Genomic DNA, 25,814 nt, shown 5'->3' with positions numbered 1-25,814 from the left:
GCACCGGCCGGCCGGCACCGGGCGGCCGGCACCGGGCGGGCAGCCAGCACCGGGCGGGCGCGGCGGCAGCGCGGGCGTGGCCGGCGTGAGCGGTCAGGGGTGCAGGTAGCGGAGCTGGCGGGACTTGCCGGTGGTTGCCTCGGCGTGGGCTGCGGCGATCGCCGGTCGGTGGGAGGTTTCCGGCACGCCGACTTCCCACCACGCCCCCGCCTCCGTCCACGCCGCCGGGTGGGTGCGCAGGACGACCACGGCCGGTCGGTGTTCCGTCCGGGCCACCTCGCGGGCGGCTCGGTACGCCTCGGCCAGGCCGGTCGGGTCGGCGGCGTCGTCGACCGGGAAGACCGCGCAGCCCATCGCCGCCGCGTGCGCCGCGAAGTCGGTGCGTGGCGGCTTCGCGTGCGGGGTGCGGCAGTCGTCGTAGAGGTTGTTGAAGGGCGCGCCGCCCTGGCCCGTCTGGAGGCGGTGGATCACCGCGTAGCCGTCGTTGTCGCACACCACGGCCACGAAACCGTGCCCCGCGAACGCCGCCGAGAACAGCTCCGAGTTCAGCATCAGGTACGAGCCGTCACCCAGGAGGGTGGTGACGACGCCATCCCTTCGGGCGATCGCCGCGCCCCACGCCCCGGCCAGCTCGTACCCCATGCACGAGAACCCGTACTCGACGTCCATGGTCGCCTCGCCGACCGCCCGCCACCCGCCGATCAGCTCGCCGGGCAACCCGCCGGACGCGGTCATGACGTAGTCCTCGGGACCGCTCGCCGCATTCACCACGCCCACCACCTGCGCATACGTCGGCAGCCCTGTCCCGGGAGCGCGCAGGCCGTCGATGTGGGCGTCCCAGCGCGCCCGTTCCGCGGCCGCCCGGTCGGACCACGCCGACGACGCGCGCCACGTGCCGAGCAGGTCGGTCAGCTCGCGCAACGCCTCGTCCGCGTCGGCGACCACGGCCAGCGCGCCGTGCTTGACCGCGTCGAACCGGGCCGCGTTGAGCGACACCAGCCGGGCGTCCGGCGCGAACACCGTCCAGGACGCGGTGGTGAAGTCCTGCAGCCGGGTACCGACCGCGATCACCACGTCGGCCTCGGCCGCCAGGACGTTCGCGCTGGTCGAACCGGTGATGCCGAGCGGACCGGCGTGCAGCGGGTGGTCGTGCGGGACCAGCGTGCGGCCGGCGGTGGTCTCCACGACGGGCACCCCGTGCTGCTCGGCGAACCGCAGCGCCCGCCCGGCCGCGCCGGAGTACCGCACGCCACCCCCGAGCACCAGCAACGGCCGGCGCGCGGCGCGGACCGCGTCGGCGGCGGCGGTCAGCGCGCGCAGGTCGGGGCGCTGCCGCTGGGGGCGGTGGACGACCGGGGTGAACAGGGCGTCCGGGAAGTCGTACGCCTCCGCCTGCACGTCCTGGGGCAGCGCGAGGACGACCGGGCCGCAGTCCGCCGGGTCGGTGAGCACGCGCGCCGCCTGCGGCAGGGTCGCCAGGAGCTGCTCGGGCCGGGTGATCCGGTCGAAGTACCGGCTGACCGCGCGGAAGGCGTCGTTGACCGTGGTGGTCGGGTCGCCGAAGTGCTCGACCTGCTGGAGCACCGGGTCGGGGGCGCGGCTGGTGAAGGTGTCGCCGGGCAGGAGGAGCAGCGGCAGGCGGTTGGCGTGGGCGACGCCGGCGGCGGTGACCATGTTCAACGCGCCGGGGCCGATGGACGACGTGGCGACGCCGACCCGGCGGCGGTGGGTGGCCTTGCCGATGCCGACGGCGGCCAGCGCCATGCCCTGCTCGTTGTGGCCGCGCCAGACCGGCAGCTCGTCCCGGTGCTCTTCCAGGGCGTTGCCCAGGCCGAGGACGTTGCCGTGCCCGAAGATCGCGAACACGCCCGGGAACAGCGGGGCGGTGGTGCCGTCGAGGAGTTCGGTGTGCTGGGCGAGCAGCCAGCGGACCAGGGCCTGGGCCGTGGTGAGTCTCATGCCGTCCGTCCTTCGGCGGTGGTGACCGGGCAGCGCGGGTCGAGGGCCTGGGTGCGCCAGCTCTCGCGCACCCAGGTGTGGGCGGGGTCGTCGCAGAACGCCATTGAGCGGTCCGCGCCGGGCCCGGCCAGGACGTTCAGGTAGTACATCGGGTAGCCGGGGGCGGCGACGCACGGGCCGTGGTAGCCGCGCGGGATGAGGAAGACGTCGCCGTCGCGCACGGTCACGTCCTCGTCGATCGCGCCGTCGTCGGTGTAGGTGCGGTGGAAGCCGAAGCCCTCGCGGGACGGCGTCACGCCGTCGCGGCCGGCGATGCGGAAGTAGTAGACCTCCTCGTTGACCACCTCGCACGTGTCGTCGTGCTTGTGCGGCGGGTAGGACGACCAGTTGCCGTCCGGGGTGATCAGCTCGCACGCGATGAGCTTGTCGGCGTGGTCCCAGACGCCCGGGACGCCGAAGTTCGTCACCTGCCGGGTGGCGCTGCCCGCGCCCCGCACCTCGACCGGCACGTCCTCGGCCGGCCCGTAGCGCGCCGGGAGCCTGCGGCCGGCGCGGGCCATCGGCAACGCGACCTCCACGCCGTCCTTCGTGGACAGCCGCACGGTCGCGTCGCGGGGGACGTAGGCGAAGTCCGTGACCCGGGTGAACACGGAGTCGCGGCCGGCGAGGTCGAAGCGCTCGCCGTCGACCTCGACGGTGCAGGAGCCGGACAGGGGCAGCACGAAGGCCTCGAACCCGCCGGTGTCGAGGGTGCGGGTGGCGCCGGGGTGCAGGAGCAGGACGCGCAGGCCGGTGTGGGTCCAGCCGGCGTCCTCGGGGTACAGCTCCACGGCGTTCTCGCCGTCGGAGAGGGTGCCCAGGGGGCGGTGCAGGTTCTTCACGCGCTCACCTCGGTCGGAGTCGTGTCGCGGGCGGCGCGGAGGACCTCGGCGGCGGCCTCGACCGCGCCGGCCACGTCGCCGTCCGGCGGGTACAGCAGGGCCCGCCCGATGACCAGGCCGCGCACGGTCGGGTGGCGCAGCGACCGGCCCCACGACGCCAGGTCGTCCTCCGGCCGCGCCGACGGCACGCCGCCCAGCACCAGCGCGGGCAGGGTGGTCGCGTCCAGCACCTCGTCCGGCGAGGCGGGCAGCTTGAGCCACGTGTACGCCGACGTCACGCCCAGCCCCGCCGCGACGCTGCCCGCGCGGGCCAGGGCGGCGGCGTCCTTGCGCAGCACCAGGTGCCCGTCGGCGTCGCGCTCGTAGGGCAGCGGCTCGACCATGGCCATCAGCCCGCGCTCGGCCAGGGCCGACACGGCGGCGGCGCAGCTCTCCAGGGTGGGGACGGTGCCGGGGTCGGAGTCGACCAGGCGCAGCAGCATCTTGCCGCCGTCCAGGCCGCACGCGGCGATGGCGGTCGGGTCGTAGGCGGTGAACCGGTCGTCGATCTCCCAGTCCGCGCCGGCCAGGCCGCCCCGGTTCATCGAGCCGATGACGACCTTGTCGTGCAGGCCGTCGAGCAGGAGCAGCTCCTCGATGACGTCCGGGGTGCCCAGGACGCCGTCCACCGCCGGGTTGGCCAGGGCGGTCAGCAGGCGGTCCAGCAGGGACCGGCGGTCGGCCATGGCGAGCGGGTCCCCGCCGACGCCGAGCGCGCCACGCGCCGGGTGGTCCGCGGCGACCAGGAACAGCGTGCCCCGGTCGGACAGCAGCCGGTCGCGCCGGCGGCGGGCCAGGTAGGCGCGGCGCACGCTGCCCGGGTCGGTCGCCCGGGTCTCCAGCAGGCGCCGCCACTGCTCGTCGGTGATCACGGGTGTGCCTCGATCTCGTCCGGGGTGGGCATGGCGTCGGCGCAGGCCAGGCGGGACGCGACCAGCGCGCCGGCCACGTTGGCGTAGCGGGCGGTGCGCACCGGGTCCCAGCCCGCCAGCAGGCCGTGCGCCAGCGCGCCGCCGAACGCGTCCCCCGCGCCCAGCCCGCACACCACGTCCACGGGGTGCGGCGGCACGGTCCACCGGCCGTCCGGGGTGGCCACCAGCACGCCGTCCGCGCCCTTCTTGACCACGGCCAGCGCCACGCCGCGGGCCAGCAGCCGGTCGGCGGCCCCGTCCGGGTCGGCGGTGCCCACGGCCACCTCGACCTCCGACCGGTTGCCCACGGCCACCGTCACGTGGTCGAGCATCCACCCGATCTCCCGCCGCGCGGTGTCCACATCGGACCAGAACATGGGGCGGTGGTCGAGGTCCAGCACGGTGTGCGCGCGCCTTCCCCGGTGCTCCAGCAGCTTGCGCTGGGTCGTCCGGGCCGGCTCGGCGCTCACGCCGGTGCCGGTCACCCACAGCAGGGGGACGTCCGCGACCAGGTCCCACGGCACGTCCGCCTCCTCCAGCGTGAGGTCGGGCGCGATCGGCGCGCGGTAGAACAGCAGCGGCGGGTCCTCCGGCGGGTCCAGGGCGCAGAACACCACCGGCGTCTGGAGGCCCTCGGCGGTGCCGACGTGCGCCGACGACACCCCGAAGCCTTCCAACGCCTCCCGCACGTACGGCCCGAACCCGTCCGGCCCGACCTTGGTCAGCACCGCCGAGGACCGGCCCAGCCGGGCGGCGGCCACCGCCACGTTGGTCGCGGTGCCGCCCAACGACTTGGCGAACGTCTTGACCCCGGCCAGCGGCACGCCGCTCTGCTCCGGGTACAGGTCCACCCCGACCCGGCCGACGGTCAGCACCTCGATCATCCGGCGACGCCCCGCAGCTCGTGCGCCAGCGCCTCCAGTTCCGCGCCGCCCGCCATCTGCCGGGTCAGCTCCTCCAGGGTGATCTCGGACTTCTCGTAGCAGCCCAGCGGACGACCCCGCTTGAGCAGCAGGAACCGGTCACCGACCGGGTAGGCGTGGTGCGGGTTGTGGGTGATCAGCACGACGCCGAGGCCGCGGTCGCGGGCCTGCGCCACGTACTTCAGCACCACCCCGGCCTGCTTCACGCCCAGCGCGGCGGTCGGCTCGTCCAGGATCAGCACCTTCGCGCCGAAGTGCACGGCCCGCGCGATGGCCACGCACTGCCGTTCGCCGCCGGACAGCGTGCCCACGGGCTGCTCGACGTCCCGCAGGTCGATGCCCATCTCGGCCAACGCGGACTTCGTGATCGCCCGGCCCTTCCCGCGGTCGAGGAACCTGAACGGCCCGAACCCGACCGTCGGCTCCGAGCCGAGGAAGAAGTTGCGCCACACCGACATCAGCGGCACGACGGCCAGGTCCTGGTACACCGTCGCGATGCCGCGGTCGAGCGCCTCGCGCGGCGAGGAGAACGTGATCTCCTCGCCCTCGACCAGGAACCTGCCGCGGTCGTGCCGGTGCACGCCGGCCAGCACCTTGATCAGCGTGGACTTGCCCGCGCCGTTGTCGCCGAGCACGCACGTGACCTCGCCGGCGTTGACGACGGTCGAGACGTCCCGCAGCGCGATGACGCTGCCGTAGGTCTTGCCGATGTCCTGGACCTCGATGAGTGCCGGTTTCTCCGGGGAAGTCATCGCCGCACCCTCTCCGCCCGCCGCCGCAGGGCGTTGTTGACCAGCACGGCCGCGAGCAGCATCACGCCGAGGAACAGCTGGAACCAGTCGCTGTTCCAGTTGGCGTAGACGATGCCCTGGCGGGCCATGCCGAAGATCAGCGCGCCGATCGCCGCGCCCACCGCCGACCCGAACCCGCCGGTCAGCAGGCACCCGCCGATGACGGCCGCGATGATGAACTGGAACTCCAGCCCGATGCCCTGGTTGGCCTGCACGCTGGTGAACCGCAGGATGTTGATCGACCCGACGAGCCACGCCGCGCCCGCCGTGGTCATGAACAGCAGGACCTTGGTGCGCAGCACGGGAACGCCGACCGCGCGCGAGGCCTGGGCCGCCCCGCCGACCGCGAAGATCCAGTTGCCGAACCGCGTCCGCACCAGCACCAGCGACGCCACGACCGTGAACAGGACCCACCACACGATCGACACGTAGAACGACGTGCCGGCCAGGTCGAACGTCGAGGCGAACAGGAAGCCGGCGGACTCGTAGCCCTCGGTGGACCGCATCCCGGAGACCTGGACGGTGCCCGTGACCAGCCGCGTCACGCCGAGGTTCAGGCCTTGCAGGGCCAGGAACGTGCCCAGGGTGACGATGAAGCTGGGCAGGCCGGTCCGCATCACCAGCCACCCGTTCAGCGCGCCCACGGCCAGCGCGAACGCCAGCGACGCGAGCAGCGCGAACCAGACGTTCCAGCCCAGCCTGGTGGAGAGGATGGCCGTGACCAGCGCGGTGGACGCGGTCAGCACGCCGGCGGACAGGTCGAACTCGCCGCCGATCATGAGCAGGGCCACCGCCACCGCCATGATGCCCAGCGTGGACGCGTCGTCCAGCCAGGTCGCCACGCCGCCGGGGCTCAGGAACCGCTCGGTGACCACCGAGAAGAACACGAACACCAGCAACGCGCCGAGCAGTGCGCCGATCTCGGGCCGCACGACGAGCCGGTCGAGCAACCTCGGCGACCCGAGCCGTTCGTCCTTCGGTGGAGCTTCCGCTGCCACGGCCATCCTTGTCGTCTCCCTTACCTGGTGCCGCGCTTGGCGTACTCGGCGACCTTGTCCACGTTGGACTTGTCCACGAAGCCCGGCCCGGTGAGCACCGGCTTGCCGCCGCCGACGGTGTTGGCGTTGTCCCGGTACAGCTTGAGCATCACGACCGGCAGGTAGCCCTGCTCGTACTGCTGCTGGTCGACCGCGAACAGCACGTCACCGGACTTGATCGCGTCGGTCACGTCGGAGTTCAGGTCGAACGTGGCCACCGCCGCTTTGGACGACGCGCCCTTGGCCGCGTTCACCGAGCTGACCGCCACCTGCGGGTTCAGGGCGAGCACCGCGTCCACCGACGGGTCGGTCTGCAGCGCGCCCTTGATGCGGGACTCCACGTCGGTCGGGTTGTTGATGTCCACCTGGAGGTTTGTGACGGTGCCGCCGAAGCCGGCGCGGGCCCCGTCGCAGCGCTGGTTGAGGCCGACGTTCCCGGCCTCGTGGATCACGCAGAGCAGCTTGGTCTTGCCCGCCGCCTTGAGCTTGCGGCCGGCTTCCTCGCCGGCGACGCTCTCCTCCTGGCCGACGTGGGCGAGCGCGCCGAACGAGGCGCTCTTGTCGCCGCCGGAGTTGATGGTGATGACGGGGATGCCCGCCTTGACGGCGTTCTCGATCGAGGTCTTGAGGGCGTCCGGGTTGGCCATCGACACCACGATGCCGCCGACCTTCTGGGACACCGCGTTGTCGATCAGGGTGGCCTGGCGGCCGGGGTCGCCGTCGGAGTTGTAGTCGACGGTCACGCCGAGCTGCTTGCCCGCGTCGGTCGCGCCGTTCTTCACCACGTTCCAGAACGCGTCGCCCGCGGTGCCGTGCGAGATCACCGCGACGCGCAGGTCGCCGGAGGGCTGCGCGGCGCCGGTGCCCGGCTGGTCGGTGGTCTGGTTCGACGCGCCGGGGCCGCTGCACGCGGCCAACAGCACGAGTCCCGCTGCCGCGAGGCCCACGCGCAGGGCTTTCCGGACAGAGCGAACGGACGTCATCGTCACTCCTCGCTGGGGTTGGTCGAGCCGGTGGACTGGGTGAGGTGCGCGAGGCTGCGCGCGGTGTCCCGCACGGGGGTGTCGGCGGGGTCGGTGTCCGAGAGCGCGGTGTCCTGCTCCAGGACGAGCCAGCCGGTGTACCCCCGGTCCCGCAGGAGTGCCACCAGCGCCTGCACGTCCACGTCGCCGTCGCCCAGCGGCACGTACATGCGCTGCCGGACGGCGGCGGTGTAGCCGGTCTCCCCGGACCGCACGGTCGCGGCGATGTCCGCCCGCACGTCCTTCAGGTGCACGTGCCCGATCCGCTCGGGGTGGCGGCGGGCCAGCTCGACCGGGTCCGTGCCGCCGATGAGCAGGTGGCCGGTGTCCAGGCAGAGCGGGAGGTCGGAGTCCGCGAGGAACCGCTCGACCTCGGCGGTGCGCTCGACGTGCGTGCCCACGTGGGGGTGCAGGACGGTGCGCAGGCCGTGGCGGGCGGCGGTGTCGCGGACCTCGGCGGCGGTGGCGACCAGGGTGCGCCACTCGTCGTCGGTGAGCGCGGGGCGGTCGTCGTAGCCGTCGAGACCGGTGGCGGCGGCCAGCACCAGCACGTCCCCGCCGGCGGCGGCGAGCAGCCGGGCGACCCGGTCGGCCTCGTCCAGGGTGGACTCGACGTCGGTGTGCAGGGTGACCGCGAGGAACCCGCCGACGAGCTGGAGACCGTGGCGGTCCAGGAGTTCGCGCAGCTCGTCAGGGTTCGAGGGCAGGTAGTCGGGCGGGCCCAACTCGGTGGCCTTCAGGCCGAGGGAGGCCATCCCGCCCAGAACGGTTTCGGGATCCAGGACGCGGCCCCACCCCGGTACCTCGCAGACGCCCCACGAGATGGGCGCACCGGCGATCTTCACGCCGTCACCTCCGTGTCGATGGTGTCGATGCGGACCGGGGCACCAGACCGCCGCGACCGCTCGCACGCCTCGGCGAGCTGGAGGCTGATCAGACTCTCCCGCGCCGGCGACGGGTTCGCCACCCTGCCCGCCACGACGTCGGTGAACACCGCCATCTCGTTGAGGTAGGCGCGGTGGAAGCGCTCGGGGAAGCCCGGGTAGGCGTTGTGCGCGCGGGGGCCGTCGGGTTCCAGCGAGGTCAGCGGGGTGCGCGGGTCGAGGCCGGCGGTCAGGGAGTCCTTGCTGCCCAGCACCTCGATGCGGTGGTCGTAGCCCAGCGGGTCGTGCCGGCCGCCGGCCAGCGTGGCGTGCGCGCCGCCCGCGAACTTGAGCAGGACGACCGCGTTGTCCACGTCGTCGGCCTCGGCGAACGCCCGGTCGACCAGCACCGACCCGGACGCGTACACCTCCACCACGGGCTGCCCGACCAGCCACGGCACGGCGTCCAGGTCGTGGATGAGCAGGTCGCGGAAGATGCCGCCGGAGTGCGGCAGGTAGGAGAAGTCCGGCGGGTCGGCGTCGTTTCCGACCGCCCGCACCAGGTAGATGTCGCCGACCTCGCCCGCCCGGATGCGGCGGTGCAGTTCGGCCACGGCCGGGTCGAAGCGGCGCTGGAAGCCGACCAGCACCTCCACGCCGGACTTCTCCACCTCCGCGACCAGCTCCTCCATCTCGGCCAGGTCGCTCGCGATGGGCTTCTCGCACAGCGTCGGCACGCCCGCCGCGATCGCCTCGCGCACCAGCGCGGGGTGGGTGGTGGTGGGCGTCGCGAGCAGGACGCCGTCACACGCGGTGAGCAGCTCGGCCAGGTCGTCCACGCTCTTGGTGCCCGGCAGGCCGGCCGACGCCTGCGCGGCGCGGCCCGGGACCGGGTCGAACAGCAGCACCTCGTCCACCTGTTCGAGCCCCGCCAGGTTGGTGGCGTGCATGGTGCCGATCCGGCCTACTCCGGCAACTCCGATCCGCATCCGGAGGGTCTCCGTCCTGGTAGGAGGGGCTTTGCGTTAGAGCGCTCTATTGGTTGGAGCGCTCCAATGCTGTAGCCTCCGTCACACCGAAGTCAAGGGCCGGTTTTCCGGCGGCCGTCGGACGCGAGGGGAGGCGCCAGTGGTCAGGCCCACGATGGAGGACGTCGCCGCACGTGCGGGGGTGTCCCGCGCCTTGGTGTCACTGGTGATGCGGGGTTCACCCAAAGTGAGCGACCAGCGGCGCGCCGCCGTCCTGAAGGCCGCCGAGGAGCTGGGGTACTCGCCGCACGCGATGGCCCGCTCGCTGGCCAGCCGAACGTCCCACGTGCTCGGCGTGATGGTGTCCGACCTGCACAACGCGTTCTTCGCCGAGGTCGTGGACGGCCTCGACGCGGTGGCCCGCGAGCAGGGCTTCGACCTGATCATCAACACCGGTGGGCGCAGCCCCGCCCGGGAGCGCCGCGCGGTGCAGAGCCTGCTGTCGTTCCGGCCGGCCGGGCTCGCGCTGCTCTCGCCGGTCGTGCCGTCGGCGGCGATCAAGTCGGCGGCCGACCAGACCTCCGTCGTCCTGGTGGCCCGGTCGTCGCGCCTGTCCACCGTGGACACGATCAACGACGACGGCGAACGCGGCATCGGGCTGGCCGTGGACCACCTGGTGTCGTTGGGGCACACCGAGATCGCCCACCTCGACGGCGGCGAGGGCACGCAGGCCGCACCGCGCCGCCGGGGCTACCTCGCCGCGATGGAGGCGCACGGCCTGGCACCCCGGGTGGTCGCCAGCGAGTACACCGACGCGGGCGGCGCGAAGGCCGTGCAGGAGCTGCTGCGCGGCGGTGCGGTGCCGACGGCCCTGGTGTGCTGCAACGACTTCAACGCGGTCGGCGCGATCTCGGCGTTGGAGGACGCCGGGTTCCGCGTGCCGCACGACGTGTCCGTGGTGGGCTACGACAACACCTCGCTGGCCGCCCTGCGGCACGTCTCGCTGACCACGATCGACCAGCCGCGCAACGAGTTCGGCCGGCTGGCCGCCGAGGCGCTGCTGCAACGCGTGCGCGGCGAGCGCACCGAGCCGGTCCGGCACCTGCTGCACCCGTCCCTCGTCGTCCGCAACACCACCGCCGCACCTGGAGGTCCGCGTTGAGCACCACCATCCCGCACTGGATCGACGGCGCCCGCACCACCGGCGTCTCCACGCGCACGTCGGACGTGTTCGACCCGGCCACCGGGGAGGTCGCGCGGCAGGTGGTCCTGGCCGAGCGGGCCGACGTGGACGCGGCCGTCGAGTCGGCGCTGAAGGCGTCGGTCGGGTGGGGCGAGTCGTCGCTGGCCACGCGCAGCCGGGTGCTGTTCGGGTTCCGGCAGCTGGTGGACGAGCACCGCGACGAGCTGGCCGCGCTGATCACCGCGGAGCACGGCAAGGTGCTGTCGGACGCCGCCGGCGAGGTGCAGCGCGGGCTGGAGGTCGTGGAGTTCGCCTGCGGCATCCCGCACCTGCTCAAGGGCGAGCACGCCGAGCAGGTGTCGCGCGGGGTGGACGCGTACTCGCTGCGCCAGCCGCTGGGCGTGGTCGCGGGCGTCACGCCGTTCAACTTCCCGGTCATGGTGCCGATGTGGATGTTCCCGGTGGCGATCGCGGCGGGGAACGCGTTCGTGCTCAAGCCGTCCGAGCGCGACCCGTCCGCGTCGGTGCGGCTGGCGGAGCTGTTCCGGGAGGCCGGGCTGCCCGACGGCGTGCTCACCGTGTTGCAGGGGGACGCGGTCGCGGTGAACGCCCTGCTGGACCACCCGGACGTGGCGGCGGTGTCGTTCGTCGGGTCCACGCCGATCGCCAAGCACGTGTACGCGCGTGGAACGGCGGCGGGCAAGCGGGTGCAGGCGTTGGGCGGCGCGAAGAACCACATGGTCGTGCTGCCGGACGCGGACCTGGACGTGGCGGCGGACGCGGCGGTGTCGGCCGGGTACGGCAGCGCGGGCGAGCGGTGCATGGCGATCTCGGTGGTCGTCGCGGTCGGGGACGTCGGGGACGCCCTGGTGGAGAAGATCGCCGCGCGGACGCGCGAGCTGGTGACGTTGCCCGGCACCGATCCGCGGGCGCAGATGGGTCCGTTGGTGACGGGCACGCACCGCGACCGCGTTCAGTCCTATGTGGACGCCGGCGTGGCGGAAGGCGCCTCGTTGGTCGTGGACGGCCGCGGGTACGCGCCCGACGGGCACGAGGGCGGGTTCTGGCTCGCGCCGACGCTGTTCGACCACGTGACGCCGGAGATGTCGGTGTACCGGGACGAGATCTTCGGGCCCGTGCTGGGCGTGGTGCGGGTGCCGACGTTCGAGGACGCGGTGGCGCTGGTCAACGCCAACCCCTACGGCAACGGCACCGCCGTCTACACCGGTGACGGGCTGGCCGCGCGGGAGTACCAGCGGCGGGTGCACGTGGGCATGGTCGGGATCAACGTGCCGATCCCGGTGCCGATGGCGTACTTCTCGTTCGGCGGGTGGAAGGACTCGCTGTTCGGCGACACCCACGTGCACGGCGCGGAGGGCGTCCGGTTCTACACGCGGGCCAAGGCGATCACCGCCCGGTGGCCGCGCCAGCACGGCGTGGACCTGGGCTTCCCGACGCACGGCTGATCACGGTCGGTCGATCTGCGGGCGGCGGCGGTCGGCGGGCGGCCGGTCGGCGGGCGGCGAGCAGCCGCGGGCGGGCGTGGTCGGGTGGCGGGGACGGCTCGGTCAGCGGTCCGGGGGGCGGACGTAAGCGAGGGCGAAGGCCGTGTCCGCCGGGCGGCCCGTGGGGTCGAAGCACCACACGCTCAGCTCCACCGCCCCGCGCGTCATGTAGCCGTTGAGCGCCGCCACCGAGCAGGTCCGCACCTCGCCGCCCAGCACGCTCACCTGCACCGTGTCCGTCGGCCACACCCTGGTCCGGAACCCGAGCGTCGTGTACTTCACCGTGTACCGGCCCACGTTCGTCCGCACCACCGAAGGCACCTCGCCGGTCGTGCTGAACGACCGCGCCACCGCCCCGCCCGGCTCGACCGCCAAGTGCCCAGCCGGCACCGCGTCACCGTGCAGCCCGGTGTCCGTGAAGCTCACCTGCCACGTCGTGTCCCGGTCGCACGACACCCGAAGCGTCCCCGACCCCACGGTGTGCCGGCAGCGGGCGAAGCCGCCGGTGGCCGTCAGCTGCGCGTGACCGGCACTCGCGGGCACCTCGTACTCGCCCACGCCCAGCCGGGTCGCCTGCGCGGACGTCACAGCCGGACCACCACCCACGTACACGTGGAACGCCAGGTTCTTCGGCGTCCCCGCGACCCCGTAGCAGTTCACGCCGACCAGGGCGTCGTCGCCGTCCACCCGCTGGTCCCGCACGACGCACACGTCGGCGGCCTGGGAGTGCGGCGTCACGTGCGCCACCGGTGAAGCGGCCAGGCCCGGCATGCGCACGGTGTACTCGCCGACGCCGGTCCGCAGGACGCTCGTCTTCCGCGCCCACCAGTGGTCGTTGCCCGGCAGGTAGCCGCCCCACGTGGACCACTGGTGGTTCGGGTTCAGCTGCGCCGGCACGCCCAGCGCGGTCGTGTGCTGGTGGACCTGCGCGTAGCCCCACCCCGGCCGGCTCGGGCCCGGGTCCACCGGGTGCCGCGGACCGGGCTGCTCGCCGGCGGCGAACGGCGGGCGGATCGTCGCGATGCCGAAGTGCTTGTCCGCCAACGCTCCCGTGTCGTCCACGCACTGCACGTCCACCCACACCTCACCCAACGGGTGCGCGAACGTGTGCCACCACTGAGTGTGGCAGTACCCGGAGTCGGTCGCGCCGGAGAACGCCGTGCCACCCCACGTCCCGACGCCCCGCACCAGCACGCGGTACTGGCCGACGCCCAAGCGGTGCACCGTGAACGCGCCGCCGGTGTTGTTGTACGAACGGGCGGTGTCGATGCGCAGGTCCGGCGCGGTGCCCGTGGTCTGCGCGTACGCGCCCACCCCGGCGAGCGCCACGCCCTCGACGTGGGTCGCGGCCCACCGGGTGTCGCGGTCGCAGTGCACGCGCAGCGTCCGCCCCCGAACGCCGGACGACTGGCAGCGCGCGAAGTCCGACCCGTACGGCGTGACCTGGGTATAACCGGTGCCGTTCCCGGCGGGCAGGTCCACCTCGTAGCGACCCACGCCGGTCCGGCGGACGGGCGCGTCCGGCCCGACGACCGCGGCGCCCGGCGCGGGTTCGGCCAGCAGCACGGTGAACCGCGTGTCGGCCGGCGTGCCGCCTTCGGCGCAGGCGACCACGACGACCTGGTCCGCGCCGTCCTCCCGGTTGTCCCGCACGACGCAGCCGACGGGGCGGGCCACCGCGTAGAAGGTGACCGTGGCGTGCGCGACCGCCGTGTCCGACGCCTGCGCCGGGAACCGCAGCCGGTAGACGCCGGTGGCCTCGCGGGTGACGGTGACGGGTCGCGGCGTGCCCCACTGCCACGTGCCGGACAGCTCGGTCTCCTCGCCGATCGGCGACCGCCACGGCTCGACCCGCGCGTACGCCCACTTCGGCGCGCGCGGCGGAGGCGGCGGCAACTCGGTCGTCGTCGTGGTGGTCGTCGTCGTGGTCGAGGTCGGGGCGGTGACGGGCGGCGCGGGCGACTCCGGGGCCGGCGCGGCGGGCGTCGGCCGCGTGGTGGTCGGCGGCGGTGGGGCGACCGGCGGGCGGGTGGTGGTGAGCGCGACGACGGGTTGCGCGCCCTGCGGCGGGGTCCCCGTCGACAGCGTGGGCACGAACGGCGCGGTGACCTGCGTCGTCGGCAGCGCCACGGTCCCGTCCCGCTCGGGCTGGGTGGCCAGCACGGCGATCACCGCCGCCGCGACGAGCCCGATCGCGCCCGCCGCGACCCGCACGAGCGCCGGGTTCTCCTGCGCCGCCCGGACCGCCGCGTCCACGCCGGGCAAGCCCATCACGCGCGTCCCCAGCGACCCGAGGAGCCGCGGCGGCGCGGTCGCGAACTCCGTGCCCCGGCCGAAGAACGCGAGCGCCGTGCGCCGGTGCTCGTCGTCGTGCGCGACCCCGATCAGCCCCGGGCCGAGCGCCCACCGCGCGCAGTCCCGCGCGTCGGCCCGCCGCGCCCCGCAGACCGCGCACCGCGCCGCGTGGTCGAGCACGAGCGTGGACTGCCGGGCGTCGAACGGGGTGGTGACCAGGGCGGCGAGCTGCTCGCACCGGTGCGCGCCGACGTGCCCGATGACGTAGGAGGTGACGGCGTTCTCGGTGGCCCGGCGGGCGCGTTGGAGCTGCCGGTCGGCCTGGCCGCGCGGCACGCCCAGCTCCTCGGCCAGCTCCGCGCCGACCACCAGCCGGCCGCGCTCGGCGGTGAGCCGGATGTGCGCGGCCATCACCGGGCGCAGCCCGGCCGGCACGCCGGGCAGGGCGTCGCGCAGCACGTCCATGACCCGGGCGCGGGTCATCAGGTCCTCGATGTCGGTGTCGGGTTCGACGGCCCGGTCGGGCACCTCGCGGTCGTCCCGGCGGGCCGTGTCGGTGTAGTGGGCCTTGAGCAGGTTGTGGGCGATGCCGGTGAGCCAGGCGTCCAGCTCGCGCGGCTCCTGCCCGTTGCGCAGGCCCTCCAGGGCGCGCACGACGACCTCGCCGACCAGGTCGTCCACCTCGTCGGCCCGGCGCACCCGGGCCCGGAAGAACGGCCGGACCTTGGCCTGGCAGCGCGCGAAGAGCTCGCGCCGGGCGGCCTCGTCACCGGCACGCAGTCGGTCCAGGAGCGGTAAGTCCTCGTGGGCCATCATCGACACCATCTCCACCGGTCGGGGTCGTGTTACCTCCGGTGGGGACGTGCGTGCCGGAACCGGGATCTCCCCGGTTCCGGCGGATCTCCTCCTACGCGTCCACCTTCTCCCGCTCGACCTGCGGCGACGCCGCGGCCGGCGCGGGCCCGCGGACCAGGCGGCGCGCCAGCGGCCACGCCAGCAGGACCACCACGACGGCGTACACCGCGATCGAGAACGGGGTGTTCACCAGCCCTCCGAGCGAACCGTCGGACAGCTGCAGCGCCCGCCGCATCTGCTGCTCGGCGGCCGGCCCGAGGATGGTGCCGATGATCGCGGGCAGCACGGGCAGGCCGTAGCGGCGCATCGCGAAGCCGAGCAGGCCGATCACGAACATCACCAACAGGTCGAACACGTCCGCGTTCACCGCGTACGCGCCGACGCTCGCGAAGAACAGGATGCCCGCGTACAGGTACGGCCGCGGGATGCGCAGCAGTTTCGCCCACACCGGCGCGAGCGGCAGGTTCAGCACCAGCAGCAGCACCAAGCCGATGAACAGCGACGCGATCAGGCCCCAGACCAGCGCCGACTCGCGCTGGAACAGCAGCGGGCCGGGCTGGATGCCGTATTGCTGGAACGCCGCCAGCATGACCGCCGCCACCGCCGTCGTCGGCAGGCCCAGGGTCAGCATCGACACCAGCGTGCCCGCGGCCGAGGCGGACGCCGTCGCCTCCGGCCCCGCCACGCCCTCGATCGCGCCCTTGCCGAACTCGTCGCGGTGCTTGGACAGCCGCTTCTCGGTCACGTACGACAGGAAGGTCGGGATCTCCGCGCCGCCGGCCGGGACCGCGCCGAACGGGAACCCGATGAACGGCCCGCGCAGCCACGGCTTCCACGCCCGCTTCACGTCCGCGCGGTGCAACCACGGCCGACCCACCGGGATGGCCTCGCCCGCCGTGCGCCGCAGGTGCGCGGCGACCCACAGCGACTCGCCGACCGCGAACAGCGCCACCGCGACCACGACGACGTCCACGCCGTCCGCGAGGTGCAGCGAGCCGAACGTGAGCCGCTGTTGGCCGGTCATCTCGTCCAGGCCGACCAGGCCGATGGTGAGGCCGATGAGCAGGGACGCGAACCCCCGCACGCGGGACGCGCCCAGCACGGAGGTGACGGCGATGAACGCCAGCACCATGATCGCGAAGAAGTCCGGCGCGCCGATGTCCACGGCGTACTTCGCGACCGTGGGGGCCAGCAGCACGAGCAGGGTCGTGCCGATGACGCCGCCGACGAAGTGCCCGATGGCGGCCGCGGCAAGCGCTTGCGCACCCCTGCCCCCGCGGGCCATCGGGTTGCCGTCGATCGCCGCGACCACCGCCGCGCTCTCGCCCGGGGTGTTGAGCAGGATCGACGTGGTCGAGCCGCCGAACATGCCGCCGTAGTAGATGCCGGCGAACATGATGAACGCGCCGGTCGGCTCCAGGCCGTAGGTGACCGGCAGCAGCAGGGCCACGGCCATCGCCGGCCCGATGCCCGGCAGCACGCCGATCGCCGTGCCGAGCAGGACGCCCAGCGCGGCCAGCGCCAGGTGGGTCGGGGTCAGCGCGGTCGCGAACCCCTCCAGGAGGTTGCCGAAGACGTCCATCACAGCACCCCCACCAGCGGACCGCCGGGCAGGGGAACGCCGAGCAGGTTGTTGAACAGCACGAACGTCAGCACCGACAGCCCGGCGGCGATCAGCGGGTCGCGGACGGGGTGGCGGCTGCCCAGCGCGTAGGCCGCGCCCCAGAACAGGACCGCGCCGGAGATCGGGAACCCGACCACGCCGATGAGCGCGGCGTTGGCCAGGAACGCCCCGCACAGCAGGAGGACCGTGCGCCAGTCGGCGGGCGCGGACAGGTCCACGTCCTCACCGCCCTCGGCCTCGCCCCGGCCGCCGCGCAGGACGTCCCGCGCGAGCAGGACCGCGACCACGACCAGCGCAACGCCGACCACGACCGGCACCGCCTTCGGGCCCACCGGGCCGCGCTGCGCGAAGTCGGTCGGGATGCGGATCGCGTCCACCAGGACCAACCCGCCCAGCGCCACCAGGACGGCGCAGATGCCCAGTTCCGAGTGGTCCCGCCACCACGACCGGCGGGACCGCGCTTGTGTCGTCATGCCAGCCCCAAGTCCTTCAGCACCGTGGCCACTCGCTCGTTCTCCTCTCGCAGGAAGGCCCCGAACTCCGCGCCGGGCGTGAAGGCGTCGGTCCACCCGTTGCGCGTCAACGCCTCCCGCCACTGCGGGGTCGCGTGCAGGTCCGTGAACAGCTCCACCAGCCGGGCGCGGTCGGCGTCGGACACCCCCGGCGGGGCGACCACGCCGCGCCAGTTGGTGAACTCGACGTCCACGCCCGCCTCGCGCAGCGTGGGCGCGTCCACCCCGGGCACCCGCTGCCCGCTGGTCACCGCCAGCACGCGGATCTGCCCGGCCTCGATCTGGTCGCGGTACTCGCCCACCCCGGACACGCCGAACGCGACCTTCCCGCCCAGCACGGACGCCAGCAGCTCGCCGCCGCCGTCGAACGGGATGTAGTTGACCTGCCTGGGCGCCAGCCCCACGGCCTTCGCGATGAGCATCGGCGCGAGGTGGTCCGGCCCGCCCGGCGACGACCCGCCGCCCACCTGCACCGCGCCGGGGTCCGCCTTCCACGCCGCGACCAGCTCGGCCAGCGTCCGGTACGGCGAGTCCTTGCCGACCACGACGATGTCCGGCTCCTCGATCAGCTTCGCGATCGGCGTGGTGTCCAGCAGCGACGACGGCGACTTGTTCGTGTAGACGCTGCCGACGACGCCCAGGCCCATCGACATGACGAGCTTGCCGTTGCCGCGCTCGTTGACCGTCCGGCCCAGGCCGACGGTGCCGCCCGCGCCGGGCAGGTTGAACACCTCGGCGTTGCGGATCAGCTCGGCGTCCTCCATGGCCTTCGCGGCGGTGCGCGCGGTGACGTCGTACCCGCCGCCCGGCGAGTTGGGCACCAGCACGCGCAACCCGCGCAGGGTGGCCCCGCCGCCGTCCGCGCCGGAGGTCAGCAGCGGCGGCACCAGCACGACGACCGCGAGCGCGGCGGCCACCGCGAGCCGGCCCCTCCACCGTCCCGAGGGCCGGCCGGACAGCCGCTCGGACGGCATGTCGGTGGTCGGTGACGACACTGTGATCCCCGCCTCTCTTCCGCGTGGTTGGACATGTTGCACTCGTGTAAACAGGGAAGTCCCGCTTGCGCGCCTAGAGGTTTTTTTGGTCGTTGTGGTCACGGAGGTGCCCATGGGTGGACGTGGGTCGCTGGCGCGCCAACTGCTCGTGTGGCAACTCGTAGTGGTCGTGGCGCTGCTCTGCGCGGTCGGCGTGCTGTCCGTCGTCCAGGCGGGGGCGAACTTCCGCACGACCGAGGGACGCCGGATGCTGTCCGTGGCCGAGGACACCGCCGCCACCGCCGGGGTCCGCGCCTCCCTGGCCGACCCGCTGCGGCACTACGCGCTGGCCCCGTTCGCCACGACCGCGCAGAGCCTGTCCGGCGCGAGCTACGTGGTCATCGCCGGCGCGGACCGCGAGGTGCTCACCTCGCCCGACCCGGGCCAGGTCGGCGAACCGCTGGAACTGGGCGACAGCACCGCCCTGGCCGGCCGCTCGTGGGTGGGCGAGCTGGGCGGGGCGACCGTCGCGCACGTGCCGGTCATCGGTGACGGCGGGCAGGTCATCGGCCTGGTCGCCGCCGGGCAGCAGGCCCCGGGGTTCTGGGAGGGTGTGCTCGACTCGCCGGACAACGCGCTGCGCCTGCTCGGCGTGGCGCTGGTGATCGGCGTGGCCGGCTCGCTGCTCCTGGCGCGCCGGGTGAAGAACCAGACCCTGGGCCTGGAACCGCACGAGATCACCGCCCTGGTCGAGTACCGCGAGGCGTTGCTGCACGGCATCAAGGAGGGCGTGGTGGCGCTGGACCCGCAACACCGCGTGACCCTGGTCAACGACCACGCCCGCGAGCTGCTCAACCTGCCCGACGACGCCGTGGGCCGCTCGGTGGCCGACCTGGGCGTGGACGAGCGGCTGCGCGACGTCCTGACCGGCCGCGTCACCGGAGCCGACCAGGTGGCGCTGGGCGAGGGCCGGGTCCTCACACTGAACCGCATGCCCCTCGACGTGCACGGCTCGGTCGTCACCCTCCGCGACCGGACGGAACTCAGAACGCTCCAGGACGAGCTGGACGCGAGCCGGCACGCCACGGACACCCTGCGCGCCCAGGCGCACGAGTTCAGCAACCGCCTGCACACCATCGCGGGCCTGGTGGAGCTGGGCGAGTACGACGAGGTGCGCGGTTTCATCAGCCGGATCAGCGGGGCGCAGGGCCGGTGGCGGGCGGAGGTGTCGTCCCGCGTCGCCGACCCGGCGGTGGCGGCGCTGCTCATCGCGAAGTCGAGCCTGGCGGCGGAACGCGGCATCGGCCTGCGCCTGGACCCGGGCAGTCGGCTGTCCACTGTGGACGAAGTGCTGTCGACGGATCTCGTGCTGGTGCTGGGCAATCTCGTGGACAACGCCCTCGACGCGTTGACCGAGCAGGGCTGGATCGAGGTGTCCGTGCGCCAGGTGGACGGCGAAGTCCTCGTGGTGGTCCGGGATTCCGGGCCGGGCGTCGCGCCGGAGCTGGCCGAGGAGGTGTTCCGCCACGGCTTCACCACCAAGGCGGCGGAACAGGGTTCCCGGGGCCTGGGGCTGGCGCTGATCCGGCAGACCTGCTTGCGGCGCGGCGGTTCCGTCCGCGTGGACGGCGCCGTGTTCACCGCGCGGCTGCCCGTGGAGGTGGCGGTGTGATCAGGGTCCTGGTGGTGGACGACGACTTCATGGTCGCGAAGGTCCACAGTGGATACGTGGCGCGGACGCCGGGCTTCGAGGTCGTCGGCGTCGCGCACACCGGGGCGGACGCGCTGCGGCTGGTGCGGGAGCAGCGGCCGGACCTGGTGCTGCTGGACATCTACCTGCCGGACCTGGACGGGCTGGGCGTGCTGCGCGAGCTGCGGTCCGGGCCGGACGAGGTGGACGTCATCGTGATCACGGCGGCGACGGACGTGGAGACCGTGCGCAGCGCCATGCGCGGCGGGGTGCTGCACTACCTGATCAAGCCGTTCGAGTACGCCGCGCTACGCGACCAGTTGGCGCACTTCGCGGCCCTGGACCGGCGGCTGGGCCGGTTGGCGTCGGCCGGGCAGGCGGACGTGGACCAGGTCTTCGGGGCGCGGCCGACGTCCGCGGCCCGGTTGCCCAAGGGGTTGAGCCCGCCGACCGCGGCGCTGGTGGAACGGGTGCTGCGGGAGCGGCCGGGCGGGGTGTCGGCGTCGGAGTGCGCGGAGGCGACCGAGCTGGCCCGGGTGTCGGCCCGGCGGTACCTGGAGCACTTCGTGGCGATCGGGAAGGCCGAGGTGCGGCTGCGGTACGGCGGCACGGGCCGACCCGAGCGGCAGTACGTCTGGCTGGGCTGACCGCCGACGCCGCGCGGGAGCTAGTCCCAGCGGCCGGTGCGGCCCTGCTTGGTCTGGGCGCGGCGCTTCTTCTCCGCGATCCGGCGTTCCTGCGAGCCCTTGGTCGGCTTGGTGGGCCGCCGCTTGGGCGGCGGGGGCGCCGCCGCGTCGCGCAGCAACCGGACCAGCCGTTCACGGGCCGCCTGGCGGTTCTTCAGCTGGGTGCGGAACTCGCTGGCCGCGATGGTCAGCACCCCGTCCACCAGCCGGTTGTCCAGCCTGGCCAGCATGCGGTCGCGCAGGTGTTCCGGGACGGCCGGCGAGGACGCCAGGTCGAACGACAGCTCGACCCGGCTGTCCGCCGTGTTCACGCCCTGGCCGCCGGGGCCGGAGGACCTGGAGAAGCGCTCGCTCAACTCGGCCGCCGGCACCACCAGCGTCCGCGTCACCACCAGGTCCTCGCCCACCCGACCAGGTTAGAACGTCAGGCCGGGGATCGCCGCGAGCTTTACCGCCTGGTCCTCGGTCAGCGGCTGACCGCCGTCGCCCACGGCCTTGTCGCTGCTGTTCGACACCTGGACGTGCACCCAGCCGCCCGGGATGGCCACGTCCGCCAGGGTGAGCTTGATGCCGTTCCACTCGCTGGTGCTGACGAACACCTCCCGCTCGTCGGGCTGCCGGTACACCCGGCAGCCCGGTGAGCACTTCGGCAGGTCACCCGGCATGAGGTAGATCAGCACCATGCCCCGGCCCGCCGACGTCGTCACGTCGGTGACCGACTTGTACTGGTTGCCGGACGCGGCGAACGTCCACGGCGTCATCGGGTCGCCGGCGATCGGGTCGACCCGCGCGCCCTCCGGCAACACGCCCGACGCGGCGAGCAGCGCCGTGAGCTGTCCGGCCCGCTCGTCCGTCACCGGCCGCGGCGGCTCGGCCCGCGGCATCGTGGGCGGTGACCCGGTGGTGCCCGGCTTCACCGTCTCGGTGGGGGACGACTCGTTCGCCGGCGACGACGGCGGGGCCGCGGTGGTCAGCGGCGGGGACGCCGAGGACGCCCCCACCTCCACCGAGCCGCCGCCCCCGCTGGACCCGAGCATGGCGGGCACGCACACGGCGGTGACGGTCGCCAGGACGGCGACGCCGGTCGCGGCGCGGCGCACGGCCACGCGCCGCCGGCCGGCCTTCATGATCTTCGGCACGTCGAGGGTGAGCGGGGGCTCGCCGTCGAACGCGGTTTCCAGGGCCTGCTTGATGTCGCTCATCGCTGCTCCTCGAAGACGTGGCGGCCGAGAAGTTCCCGCAGCGTGGCCAAGCCCTTCGCCGCCTGGCTCTTCACGGTGCCCTCGGACCGACCGAGGAGACGGGCGGTCTCGGTGATGCTCAGGTCCTCCCAGTAGCGCAGGACCACGACGGCGCGCTGCCCCTTCGGCAGGGCCGCCAACGCCTCCCGGACGTCCAGGTCGGCGTGGCCGGCGCCGGTCACGGGCGTGTCCGGCAGCCGCTCCACCACCGTCTCCCGGCTGCGGAACCCGCGCCGCGACTCGTCGATGGCCGCGCGGACCAGGATCTTGCGCGCGTAGGCGTCCAGCCCGCCGTCCCGGCGGATCCGGGGCCACGCCACGTACAGCTTGGTCAACGCGGTCTGCACCAGGTCCTCCGCCCGGTGCCAGTCCCCGCACAGCAGGTACGCGGTCCGCCGCAGCACCAGCGCGCGGGCTGCGACGAACTCGGCGAACTCGCGGTCGCGTTCCACTCGCCCTCCCTCGGTCGCCGGTCAATACGGGACCGGGACCGCGCGGGGTTGCCTCACCCGTCGAACGACATCCAGGCGTCCACGTCCAGCTCGACGCGGGCGCAGTCCCCGCCGGGGCCCCGTTCGGCGGCGAACACGAACTCCCGGCCGCTGACCAGCGGGAACTCCACCCGCTCGATCGGCTCGCCGGCGCCGACGGCCACCCCGTCCACGGTCACCCGCCACCGCACGGCCGCGGCGCAGCCGCGCTGGGCAACCGACAGCCGCGCGACCCCGTCCCGCGGCCCCCGCCGGTCGACGGCGGCGAACCGGGTCTCCACCTTCCCGCCCGCCGCCAGCTCGTAGCGGTGCACCTGTTGGCACACGGTGGAGTCGTTGAGCTGGAAGCACTGGTCCGCGGTGCGCGGCCGGTCGCCGCCGACGACCTCGACCGCCGCCCGGTCGGGCAGCAGCCGGCCGATGGCGTAGGCGGAGAGGATCAGGACCACCGCGGCGCCGGCCGCCGCCGTCACCGCCCGCAGCCGCTTGCGCAGCGCCTCGTCCCGCCGGCGCTCTTCGGCCTCGAACTCGGCCAGCAGTTCCGGCTTGTCCGTGGCCAGCGCGAGGACCTTCACGAAGTCGCGCGAGGACGCCTTGGCCGTCCGAGCCGCCAGGACCGCCGCGACCAGCGCGACCACCGCGCTGAAGATGCCCGCCAACCACGAGAAGCGCTCGATCGACTCCCACGACACCCCCGCCATCCAACCGGACGGCGCGGGGCGTCATGGTCGTTTTCTAGAACCTCGGGTGATCACCGACGAGCGCGGTCGCGCCGTCCTCGGACCGGGTCACCTCGCCCAGCACCCAGGCGGGCACGTGGCGGGCGGTCAGCACGGCCAGGGCGCGGTCGACGTCCTCCGGGGACACGACGGCGACCATGCCGATGCCCATGTTGAACGTCTTCTCCATCTCCTCGCGCTCCACCCGGCCGCGCTGGGCGATCATCTGGAACACCGGCGCGGGCGTCCAGGTGCCGCGGTCGAGGGTGGCGTGCAGGCCCTCGGGCAGCACGCGCGCCAGGTTCGCGGCCAGGCCTCCGCCGGTGACGTGCGCGAACGTCCGCACCTCGGCCTCCGCGGCCAGCGCGAGGCAGTCCTTGGCGTAGATGCGGGTGGGCTCCAGCAGCTCCTCGCCGAGGGTGCGGCCGAACTCCTCCACGTGCCCGGACAGCGGCATGCGGCCGATGTCCAGCAGCACGTGCCGGGCCAGGGAGTACCCGTTCGAGTGCAGTCCGGACGACCCCATCGCGATGACGACGTCGCCGTGCCGCACGCGGTCCGGCCCGAGCATCGCGGACGCCTCGACCACGCCCACGCCGGTGCCGGAGATGTCGTAGTCGTTCTCGCCCATCAGGCCGGGGTGCTCGGCGGTCTCGCCGCCCAGCAGCGCGCAGCCGGCCTGGACGCAGCCCTCCGCGATGCCCTTGACCAGCGCCGCGACCTTCTCCGGCACGACCTTGCCGATGGCGATGTAGTCCTGCAGGAACAGCGGCTCCGCGCCGCACACCACCAGGTCGTCCACGACCATCGCGACCAGGTCGATGCCGACGGTGTCGTGCTTGTCCAGCGCCTGGGCGACCGCGATCTTGGTGCCGACGCCGTCGGTGGACGACGCGAGCACCGGCTCCTTCCAGCGGTCCAGGCGCAGCTTGAACAGGCCCGCGAACCCGCCGATGCCGCCGAGCACCTCGGGCCGCTGCGCCTTCGCCGCCCACGGCTTGAGCTTCTCCACCGCCTCGTCACCTGCGGTGATGCTGACTCCGGCGGCGGCGTAAGTGGCCTTGGGGGTGTCGGTCACGTCACTGGCTCTCATGTTGTGCGGGCAGGTCTGTCAGGGACGCCGCAAAGCGTCCTCGGCACCGTACCCGTTCGCCAGAACGGGAGCCGCCGAGCCCGCCACGCCCCGGATGCCCTCCAGCAGGTGCTTGCCGATCAGGGCGTCCTCGGGCAGCGGGATGGGGTACTCGCCGTCGAAGCAGGCCGAGCACAGCCGCGTGCGGGGCTGTTCGGTGGCCGCGACGAGCTGCTCCAACGACACGTAGCCCAGCGAGTCGGACCCGATGGAGCGGCGGATGCCGTCGTCGTCGAGGCCGTTGGCGATCAGCTCGGCGCGGGAGGCGAAGTCGATGCCGTAGAAGCACGGCCACTTCACCGGCGGGGACGCGATCCGGACGTGCACCTCGACCGCGCCGGCCTCGCGCAGCATGCGGACCAGGGCGCGCTGGGTGTTGCCGCGCACGATCGAGTCGTCCACGACGACCAGGCGCTTGCCGCGGATGACGTCGCGCAGCGGGTTGAGCTTGAGCCGGATGCCCAGCTGCCGGATGGTCTGCGACGGCTGGATGAACGTGCGGCCCACGTAGGCGTTCTTGACCAGGCCGGACCCGTAGGGGATGCCGGAGGCCTGCGCGTAGCCGATGGCGGCCGGAGTGCCGGACTCGGGCACCGGGATGACCAGGTCGGCCTCCACCGGGTGCTCCTGGGCCAGGCGGCGGCCGATCTCGACGCGGGTGGCGTGCACGGACCGGCCGGCGATCGTGGTGTCCGGGCGGGCCAGGTAGACGTACTCGAAGATGCAGCCCTTGGGCTCGGGGTTGGCGAACCGGGACGACCGCAGGCCGTTCTCGTCGATCGCGATCAGCTCGCCCGGCTCGACCTCGCGGACGAACGACGCGCCCACGATGTCCAGGGCGGCGGTCTCGCTGGCCACGACCCAGCCGCGCTCCAGCCGGCCCAGCACCAGCGGGCGCACGCCGTGCGGGTCGCGCGCCGCGTAGAGGGTGGACTCGTCGGAGAAGGCGAGGCAGAACGCGCCGCGCAGGGTCGGCAGGAGCTGCATGGCGGCCTGCTCGATGCCGATGTCCGCGGCCTGCGCCGCGAGCAGCCCGCACACCAGGTCCGAGTCGGTGGTCGCGCCGTGGCTGGTGTCCACGCCCAGCTCGCGGGCGCGGCTCAGCAGCTCGGCGGTGTTCACCAGGTTGCCGTTGTGGCCCAGCGACAGGCCGGAGCCGGTCGCCGTGGTGCGGAAGGTGGGCTGGGCGTTCTCCCACGTGGTGGAGCCGGTCGTGGAGTAGCGGCAGTGCCCGACGGCGACGTGGCCGCGCAGGCTGGACAGCACCTGTTCGTCGAACACCTGGCTGACCAGGCCCAGGTCCTTGAAAACGACGACCTGGCTGCCGTCGCCGACGGAGATGCCGGCGGCTTCCTGCCCGCGGTGCTGCAACGCGTACAGGCCGTAGTAGGTGAGTTTGGCGACCTCTTCGCCTGGCGCCCAGACACCGAACACCCCGCATTCCTCGCGGGGCTCCTGCTCGGTATCGGTGCGGCCGGCTGCTGACTGGTCGGTGACCACCGAGTGCTCCCTA

Annotated in this window: 23 protein-coding genes; 4 read left to right on the top strand and 19 right to left on the bottom strand. The window is 73.6% G+C overall.

The window, feature by feature from the left end:
• Positions 1–93: 93 nt before the first annotated feature.
• Genes iolD through AB0A74_RS11070 form a run of 9 tightly spaced genes read right to left on the bottom strand, consistent with a single transcriptional unit; the run spans position 94 to position 9,415 of the window.
• Positions 94–1,959 (bottom strand): 3D-(3,5/4)-trihydroxycyclohexane-1,2-dione acylhydrolase (decyclizing), encoded by a 1,866-nt coding sequence (gene iolD, locus AB0A74_RS11110; protein ID WP_358248667.1) that lies wholly within the window; start codon positions 1,957–1,959, stop codon positions 94–96.
• Positions 1,956–2,840 carry a 5-deoxy-glucuronate isomerase gene (gene iolB, locus AB0A74_RS11105; protein ID WP_358248666.1) on the bottom strand — a complete coding sequence of 295 codons (885 nt, stop codon included), beginning with the start codon at positions 2,838–2,840 and terminating at the stop codon, positions 1,956–1,958. Before iolB ends, iolD begins: the two co-directional genes overlap by 4 nt.
• A complete protein-coding gene (locus AB0A74_RS11100) occupies positions 2,837–3,751 on the bottom strand; it encodes an aldolase (RefSeq protein WP_358248665.1) in 915 nt (304 codons plus the stop codon). Before AB0A74_RS11100 ends, iolB begins: the two co-directional genes overlap by 4 nt.
• Positions 3,748–4,674, bottom strand: coding sequence for a 5-dehydro-2-deoxygluconokinase (iolC, locus tag AB0A74_RS11095; protein WP_358248664.1), 927 nt, complete (start codon positions 4,672–4,674; stop codon positions 3,748–3,750). The genes AB0A74_RS11100 and iolC overlap by 4 nt, the downstream gene beginning before the upstream one ends.
• Positions 4,671–5,465 (bottom strand): ATP-binding cassette domain-containing protein, encoded by a 795-nt coding sequence (locus tag AB0A74_RS11090; protein WP_358248663.1) that lies wholly within the window; start codon positions 5,463–5,465, stop codon positions 4,671–4,673. Before AB0A74_RS11090 ends, iolC begins: the two co-directional genes overlap by 4 nt.
• Positions 5,462–6,508, bottom strand: a complete 1,047-nt coding sequence (locus AB0A74_RS11085) for an ABC transporter permease (RefSeq protein WP_358248662.1) — start codon at positions 6,506–6,508, stop codon at positions 5,462–5,464. Before AB0A74_RS11085 ends, AB0A74_RS11090 begins: the two co-directional genes overlap by 4 nt.
• Positions 6,509–6,522: 14 nt before the next feature.
• Complete coding sequence (locus tag AB0A74_RS11080) at positions 6,523–7,524, bottom strand: sugar ABC transporter substrate-binding protein (RefSeq protein WP_358248661.1); 1,002 nt, start codon at positions 7,522–7,524, stop codon at positions 6,523–6,525.
• Positions 7,525–7,526: 2 nt separating this feature from the next.
• Positions 7,527–8,408 (bottom strand): TIM barrel protein, encoded by an 882-nt coding sequence (locus AB0A74_RS11075; RefSeq protein WP_358248660.1) that lies wholly within the window; start codon positions 8,406–8,408, stop codon positions 7,527–7,529.
• Entirely contained in the window at positions 8,405–9,415 is a 1,011-nt protein-coding gene (locus AB0A74_RS11070; RefSeq protein WP_358248659.1) for a Gfo/Idh/MocA family oxidoreductase, read from the bottom strand. The genes AB0A74_RS11075 and AB0A74_RS11070 overlap by 4 nt, the downstream gene beginning before the upstream one ends.
• Positions 9,416–9,554: 139 nt before the next feature.
• On the opposite strand from AB0A74_RS11070, the gene AB0A74_RS11065 reads away from it, so the two are divergent.
• Together AB0A74_RS11065 and AB0A74_RS11060 are read left to right on the top strand one after the other, a co-directional pair.
• Positions 9,555–10,556, top strand: coding sequence for a LacI family DNA-binding transcriptional regulator (locus AB0A74_RS11065; RefSeq protein WP_358248658.1), 1,002 nt, complete (start codon positions 9,555–9,557; stop codon positions 10,554–10,556).
• Positions 10,553–12,043, top strand: coding sequence for a CoA-acylating methylmalonate-semialdehyde dehydrogenase (locus AB0A74_RS11060; protein ID WP_358248657.1), 1,491 nt, complete (start codon positions 10,553–10,555; stop codon positions 12,041–12,043). The genes AB0A74_RS11065 and AB0A74_RS11060 overlap by 4 nt, the downstream gene beginning before the upstream one ends.
• A gap of 102 nt (positions 12,044–12,145) precedes the next feature.
• On the opposite strand, the gene AB0A74_RS11055 is transcribed toward AB0A74_RS11060, so the two are convergent.
• The 4 genes from AB0A74_RS11055 to AB0A74_RS11040 all read right to left on the bottom strand — a co-directional run bounded on the left by AB0A74_RS11055 (position 12,146) and on the right by AB0A74_RS11040 (position 18,342).
• Entirely contained in the window at positions 12,146–15,193 is a 3,048-nt protein-coding gene (locus AB0A74_RS11055; protein WP_358248656.1) for an RNA polymerase sigma factor, read from the bottom strand.
• A gap of 91 nt (positions 15,194–15,284) precedes the next feature.
• The gene (locus tag AB0A74_RS11050; RefSeq protein WP_358248655.1) at positions 15,285–16,814 is read right to left on the bottom strand and encodes a tripartite tricarboxylate transporter permease; all 1,530 of its coding nucleotides are present in this window, start codon (positions 16,812–16,814) and stop codon (positions 15,285–15,287) included.
• The gene (locus AB0A74_RS11045; protein WP_343934059.1) at positions 16,814–17,329 is read right to left on the bottom strand and encodes a tripartite tricarboxylate transporter TctB family protein; all 516 of its coding nucleotides are present in this window, start codon (positions 17,327–17,329) and stop codon (positions 16,814–16,816) included. Before AB0A74_RS11045 ends, AB0A74_RS11050 begins: the two co-directional genes overlap by 1 nt.
• Positions 17,326–18,342 carry a tripartite tricarboxylate transporter substrate binding protein gene (locus AB0A74_RS11040; protein ID WP_358248672.1) on the bottom strand — a complete coding sequence of 339 codons (1,017 nt, stop codon included), beginning with the start codon at positions 18,340–18,342 and terminating at the stop codon, positions 17,326–17,328. The genes AB0A74_RS11045 and AB0A74_RS11040 overlap by 4 nt, the downstream gene beginning before the upstream one ends.
• A 133-nt stretch (positions 18,343–18,475) precedes the next feature.
• On the opposite strand from AB0A74_RS11040, the gene AB0A74_RS11035 reads away from it, so the two are divergent.
• Complete coding sequence (locus AB0A74_RS11035; RefSeq protein WP_358248654.1) at positions 18,476–20,014, top strand: sensor histidine kinase; 1,539 nt, start codon at positions 18,476–18,478, stop codon at positions 20,012–20,014.
• Positions 20,011–20,679 carry a response regulator gene (locus AB0A74_RS11030; RefSeq protein WP_343934057.1) on the top strand — a complete coding sequence of 223 codons (669 nt, stop codon included), beginning with the start codon at positions 20,011–20,013 and terminating at the stop codon, positions 20,677–20,679. The genes AB0A74_RS11035 and AB0A74_RS11030 overlap by 4 nt, the downstream gene beginning before the upstream one ends.
• A 20-nt stretch (positions 20,680–20,699) precedes the next feature.
• On the opposite strand, the gene arfB is transcribed toward AB0A74_RS11030, so the two are convergent.
• From arfB to purF, 6 genes are read right to left on the bottom strand one after another with little or no spacing between them, the layout of a single operon-like run.
• A complete protein-coding gene (gene arfB, locus AB0A74_RS11025) occupies positions 20,700–21,125 on the bottom strand; it encodes an alternative ribosome rescue aminoacyl-tRNA hydrolase ArfB (RefSeq protein ID WP_358248653.1) in 426 nt (141 codons plus the stop codon).
• A 9-nt stretch (positions 21,126–21,134) separates the two neighbouring features.
• Positions 21,135–21,920: a hypothetical protein gene (locus tag AB0A74_RS11020; RefSeq protein WP_358248652.1), complete on the bottom strand. Its 786-nt coding sequence runs from the start codon at positions 21,918–21,920 to the stop codon at positions 21,135–21,137.
• A complete protein-coding gene (locus AB0A74_RS11015) occupies positions 21,917–22,411 on the bottom strand; it encodes a SigE family RNA polymerase sigma factor (RefSeq protein WP_358248651.1) in 495 nt (164 codons plus the stop codon). The genes AB0A74_RS11020 and AB0A74_RS11015 overlap by 4 nt, the downstream gene beginning before the upstream one ends.
• A 53-nt stretch (positions 22,412–22,464) precedes the next feature.
• The gene (locus AB0A74_RS11010) at positions 22,465–23,142 is read right to left on the bottom strand and encodes a hypothetical protein (protein ID WP_358248650.1); all 678 of its coding nucleotides are present in this window, start codon (positions 23,140–23,142) and stop codon (positions 22,465–22,467) included.
• Between the two features lie 43 nt (positions 23,143–23,185).
• A complete protein-coding gene (gene purM / locus AB0A74_RS11005; protein WP_343934053.1) occupies positions 23,186–24,247 on the bottom strand; it encodes a phosphoribosylformylglycinamidine cyclo-ligase in 1,062 nt (353 codons plus the stop codon).
• Between the two features lie 33 nt (positions 24,248–24,280).
• Positions 24,281–25,801 carry an amidophosphoribosyltransferase gene (gene purF, locus AB0A74_RS11000; RefSeq protein ID WP_358248649.1) on the bottom strand — a complete coding sequence of 507 codons (1,521 nt, stop codon included), beginning with the start codon at positions 25,799–25,801 and terminating at the stop codon, positions 24,281–24,283.
• Between the last annotated feature and the right edge of the window lie 13 nt (positions 25,802–25,814).

The organism is Saccharothrix sp. NPDC042600, from assembly GCF_040647305.1.
In the GTDB taxonomy this organism is placed as follows: domain Bacteria; phylum Actinomycetota; class Actinomycetes; order Mycobacteriales; family Pseudonocardiaceae; genus Actinosynnema; species Actinosynnema mutabilis.
Note: the sequence above shows the minus strand (reverse complement) of the source record. Positions and strands in the feature narration are given on the sequence as shown.